Annotated in this window: 5 protein-coding genes; 2 read left to right on the top strand and 3 right to left on the bottom strand. The window is 73.0% G+C overall.

All coding sequences use genetic code 11. From position 1 onward, the window contains the following. Positions 1-78 precede the first annotated feature (78 nt). Together FV230_RS25185 and FV230_RS25180 are read left to right on the top strand one after the other, a co-directional pair. Positions 79-675: a glutathione S-transferase gene (locus FV230_RS25185; RefSeq protein WP_147844341.1), complete on the top strand. Its 597-nt coding sequence runs from the start codon at positions 79-81 to the stop codon at positions 673-675. A 57-nt stretch (positions 676-732) separates the two neighbouring features. Further along, a complete protein-coding gene (locus FV230_RS25180) occupies positions 733-933 on the top strand; it encodes a hypothetical protein (protein ID WP_147729517.1) in 201 nt (66 codons plus the stop codon). 9 nt (positions 934-942) lie between these two features. On the opposite strand, the gene FV230_RS25175 is transcribed toward FV230_RS25180, so the two are convergent. Genes FV230_RS25175 through FV230_RS25165 form a run of 3 tightly spaced genes read right to left on the bottom strand, consistent with a single transcriptional unit; the run spans position 943 to position 3,911 of the window. Beyond that, on the bottom strand, positions 943-1,803 hold the full coding sequence (locus FV230_RS25175) for a formyltransferase family protein (protein WP_147844340.1): 861 nt from the start codon (positions 1,801-1,803) through the stop codon (positions 943-945). Beyond that, entirely contained in the window at positions 1,803-2,570 is a 768-nt protein-coding gene (locus FV230_RS25170; protein WP_147844339.1) for an SDR family NAD(P)-dependent oxidoreductase, read from the bottom strand. Before FV230_RS25170 ends, FV230_RS25175 begins: the two co-directional genes overlap by 1 nt. Positions 2,571-2,603: 33 nt before the next feature. Further along, positions 2,604-3,911: a capsular biosynthesis protein gene (locus FV230_RS25165; protein WP_147844338.1), complete on the bottom strand. Its 1,308-nt coding sequence runs from the start codon at positions 3,909-3,911 to the stop codon at positions 2,604-2,606. Positions 3,912-4,436: the final 525 nt, after the last annotated feature.

Genomic DNA, 4,436 nt, shown 5'->3' with positions numbered 1-4,436 from the left:
GGGCGGCGACGGCCGGCACCGTCCCGGCCAAACCCGCCGCCCGGCGCTGATCGCGCCGCCCACGCCGACGAGACCCCGATGAAGCTGTTCCATTCCCCGACCTCGCCCTTCGTCCGCAAGGTGATGGTGGCGGCCCACGAGCTCGGCTTGGCCGAGCGCATCGAGACGCTGCCGAGCGCCGTCCACCCGGTGACCCGGGACGGGCGCGTGCTGAGCGTGCATCCGCTGGCGCAGGTCCCGACCCTGATCCTCGACGACGGCGCGGCGATCGCCGACAGCCGGGTGATCTGCGAGTACCTCGATGCGCTCGCTGGCGGCCACCTGTTCCCGGCGCCGGGCGCAGCGCGCTGGGCCGCGCTGAACCTGCAATCGACCGCCGACGCGGTGCTCGATGCCGCCCTGCTGATCCGCTACGAGCTGACCGCGCGACCCGAATCCGAGCGCTCGCAGGCGTGGATGGACGGGCAGACCGCCAAGATCGTCAGCGCCCTCGACTGGTTCGAGACGCAGGCGCCGTCGCTCGCGGGCGTCGACATCGGCACCATCGCGCTCGCCTGCGCCCTCGGCTACCTCGACCTGCGCTTCGCCGAGCTCGGCTGGCGCGCGAGCCGACCGGGCCTGGCCGCCTGGTTCTCGACCTTCGGCGAGCAGGCGTCGATGCGGGCGACGGCCTGACGCGACCGGCGCGGTTCTTGCGGCGGCCGGCATCGTCCGAGAGTGGGATGCCGAGCCATGCCCGATTTCGTCGCCGCGCTGCTTGCCGCCGCCGCCTTCTGCCTCGTCCTCATGGCCCTGAACGCGCTCACGCGCGGGCTGGTCCACTGGCACCTGGCGCCGTCCGACCTCGCCGAGAACGGCTTCCTGCAGCTCGGAGGCGCCGTGGTTCTGGCCCGCGTCGCCTACCGGCGCGCTCCGGTCCGCCGCATCACCTAGGCCGCCGTATCAAGCGCCGCGCGCCGACAGGCTCAGGGCTTCGCGCAGGTCGCCAACATCGGTGAGATAGCGGCCCCGGCGGCGCATCGCCTTGAGGAAGCCGGCATCCGGGAACGGGCAATAGGGCAGCACCGGCACGGTGCGGCCTTCCGGCACCGCGCCGTCGCGGGCGATATCGGCCAGCACCGCATCGAGCAGGTTCCGGCCGTGCTCGTGCAGCAGTACGGCGGCGCGGGTCGCGGTCACGTCCGCGGGCAGCGCGACCGGCGCCTGCTCGAGGATCGCGCCGGCATCGATCGCCACGGCGAGCCGGTGGACCGTCACGCCGAAGGCGTCCGGCCCCTCGGCCAGCGCATGGATCGTCGGCACCGGCCCGCGATGGCGCGGCAGCAGGCCGGGATGGACGTTGAGGCCACCGAGCCGCGCCCGCGCGATCGTCTCGCCCGCCAGGATCTGGTCGAAGTGAAAGGTGACGATCAGGTCCGGCCCGTGCCGCCGCAGGAGATCGGCGACGTCGGCACCGTTGACGTCGTCGACCGTCAGCGTCGGGATGCCGTGCCGCCGGCACAGGGTCGCGAGCGGCGTCGCCTCGGGCGAGCCGGTGGTGCGGGCGATGCGCTGGGTCAGCGGCGCGACCGGGCGGAGCAGGTCGGGCAGGCCGAAATTCACCGCGAGGTAGGGCAGAAAGGCCGGCCCGGAGCGGGCGAGATGGCGCCGGACCTGCCCGACGAGGCCGCCGGTCGAGGGCCGCTCGGCATTCGACAGGCCGACGAAGGCGATCTCCGCGGCGTGGTCGGCCACGAACCGGCGCACCGCACGCGCGTTCGGCAGCGCTTCCAGCGCGAAGAGCGCGATGCTGGGCTTGGGCATCAGCGGCGCGGCCGCAGCTGGAAGCGGAAGGCGCGCATGGCGGCGGTGCGCAGGAATTCCGGTGCGACGAGGCCGGCCCGGGCGAGGTGGAAGAGCACGCTCGGGAAGGTGACGATCTCCCGGTTGCGCACCAGCCCGCGGGCGATGCGCTCGGCGGCCTGATCGGCGCTCATCTCGAGTGGCCGCCAGCCCTTGAGCTGGCCGCCCATCGGCGTCTTCACGTAGCCCGGCATCACCACGTTGACCCGCACGCCCCTCGGCGCGAGCTTGGCGCGCAGGGCCTGCCCATGCGCGACCAGCGCCGCCTTGGTGCCGCTGTAGGATGGTGCGTCGGCGAGCGGCGCGTAGGCGGCGAGCGAGGAGATCAGGGCAATCTGCCCGCGCCCCCGGGCCGCCATGGCGGTGACGCAGGGCAGCACGACGTTGAGGCAGCCGACGAGGTTGATGTCGAGGGTCTCGAAGGCGACGTCCTCGCTCTCGACCTCGCCGGTCGGATGGCCGCCGTTGACGCCGGCATTGGCGATCACGAGGTCGATCGGGTCATCCCCGTCGAGGGTCCTGATCCAGGCGCGGACCGCCTCGCGGTCGCGCAGGTCCAGGGGCACGACCGTCGCTGCGGCGCCGCGGGCGCGGCACGCGGCGGCCACCGTTTCGAGGCGGCCGCGGTCGCGGGCGTTGAGGGTCAGGCGGTTTCCGGGCAGGGCATAGCGGCGGGCGAGCGCCGCGCCGATGCCGCTCGACGCGCCGGTGATCAGGATGTGGGGCATGATCCGGGTGCTACCGCGCGCCGGTCGGCCGAATCAATACACCTCGGCGAGACGGCCGGCATCGGCCTCGCCCTCGCGGATCGTCCGGGCGGCCGCGACCCGGGCGTCGGGGAGCGCCGCCTCCATCCGCGGGACCGTCGCGGCGACGGCGCGGGCGATGGCGGCCTTGGAGAAGTAGCCGCCGTTCACCTGCGTCCGGTGCAGCACCACGCGGCGGAAATCCGACATCAGGCCGAGATCCGGAGCGGTCGGTGCGGTCCAGAACCCGTCGATGTCGCCCTGATGGGTGAGGCCGGGCATGTTGTAGATCGCGGTGCCGAGCGCCATCGTCGGCCGGCCCATCTCCAGCGAGAGCATGCCGACGGTGCTGTTGACGATCACCACGCCACGGGCGCCGGCGATCAGGCTGGGCAGCTCGCCGCCGTCGATGAAGTCGAGGCGCTCGCTCACCCCGTGGCGGCGGGCCGAGGCGCGGGCGAACTTGCGCCAGTTGATCAGGCCGGCATCGAGGGGGTGGAGCTTCACCAGCAGCCGGGTCGGCGCCTGCGAGGCCTCTGCGAAGGACTTGATCACCCGGTCCATGAAGCCCTCGACCCCGAGGAAGGGGGAGTGCACGCGGATCTGGTAGTCGCTGTCGAGCTGGAGCGGCAGCAGGAAGTAGTCGCAGCCGACCGCGTTGTAGATCTCGTTGCAGCGGGCGGCCTCGCGCCTGGTCCGGCCGCGGCGGGAGAACTTCTTGATCCAGCCGGCATATTCCATCGCGATATGCGTCGGGCGGTGGCTGCGGAAGCGCGGGTAGAGGTAGGGGAAGCAGACGTTGGCGACGTTGTAGCCGACGTCCCAGATGCTGCGCAGGGCCATGTCGCCGGTCGAGGGCATCGCGCGGCCAGGCTGCGGCAGGCGGCGCGCCAGCGCCCGGACGCCCTCGGCGGTCTTCGGCAGGGTCGAGTACCCATTCACGCCGCCGAGCTCGCAGGTGATCCAGTTCGGGCGGATGTAGCCCTCCTCGAACACGTGGACGCGCAGGCCGCGGGCGACCGCGACGGCGCGCGCGACGACGTGATAGGGGCGGCAATCGCCGAACAGGACGATGTCGGTCACGCCGTGGGTGGCGACGTAGGCGTCGAGCCAGCGCTCCCAGCCGGGCCGGGTGCCGCGGTAATGGTCCGCGTCGCCGCGCCAGAACAGCCAGTCGCCGGGACAGAAGTTGATCCGCCGCACCCGATGCCCGCGGGCGGCCAGGGCGCCGCCGAGATCGGAGAAGAAGGTCGAGGCGAGGCCCTGGAGGAAGAGGAACGTCGCCGGGCTCGCATCGACGGAATCTGGGCGAGGCTGAAGCATTCCGGAGCGCTCTGTACCTTCAGCGGACGGGACGGGGCAGCCACCACGGGTCGCACGGCCGAGGCGGCCCGGCAATCCGGGGCCGTTCCGCCCCGCACGATTCCGCCGGGCCGTGGCCGTCCCGCAACGCCGTCGCGGCCGGCCCCGAACGGGTAACGAGCTAGGAGCCAATCGCGGCGGCGATATGTCCGGGGGGTGTCCGTTCATGTCCGGCTCATCCGCCCGCCCCAGGAAGCATTCGCCTGCCGCGGATGAATTGGGCTAAAGCCCGCGGGTCCGGGCAGGAACGCGTCGAGGCCGGCGCGACCCGTCGCTCGGCCCTCACGATGGGTCGCGGGATCCCGGCAGGCGATGCCGGGCGCCGCCGCGCGACCCGCCCGGCCCGGAGCCCTCGACCGAAATGGTGATGCGCCCGATCCTTCCCGACACGCTGTTTCCCGTCGGCCGCACGATCCGGCTGCTGCGCGCCGAGATCGAGGCCGCCACCGGCAGCCGCTTCGGCGCGCCCGGCCTTCGCGGCCGCGC

It is taken from the genome of Methylobacterium sp. WL6 (assembly GCF_008040095.1).
GTDB lineage: Bacteria > Pseudomonadota > Alphaproteobacteria > Rhizobiales > Beijerinckiaceae > Methylobacterium.
Note: the sequence above shows the minus strand (reverse complement) of the source record. Positions and strands in the feature narration are given on the sequence as shown.

Coding starts and splice junctions, on each gene's coding strand:
- FV230_RS25185 (WP_147844341.1), top strand. CDS start 79: ATGAAGCTGTTCCATTCCCCGACCTCGCCCTTCGTCCGCAAGGTGATG.
- FV230_RS25180 (WP_147729517.1), top strand. CDS start 733: ATGCCCGATTTCGTCGCCGCGCTGCTTGCCGCCGCCGCCTTCTGCCTC.
- FV230_RS25175 (WP_147844340.1), bottom strand. CDS start 1,803: ATGCCCAAGCCCAGCATCGCGCTCTTCGCGCTGGAAGCGCTGCCGAAC.
- FV230_RS25170 (WP_147844339.1), bottom strand. CDS start 2,570: ATGCCCCACATCCTGATCACCGGCGCGTCGAGCGGCATCGGCGCGGCG.
- FV230_RS25165 (WP_147844338.1), bottom strand. CDS start 3,911: ATGCTTCAGCCTCGCCCAGATTCCGTCGATGCGAGCCCGGCGACGTTC.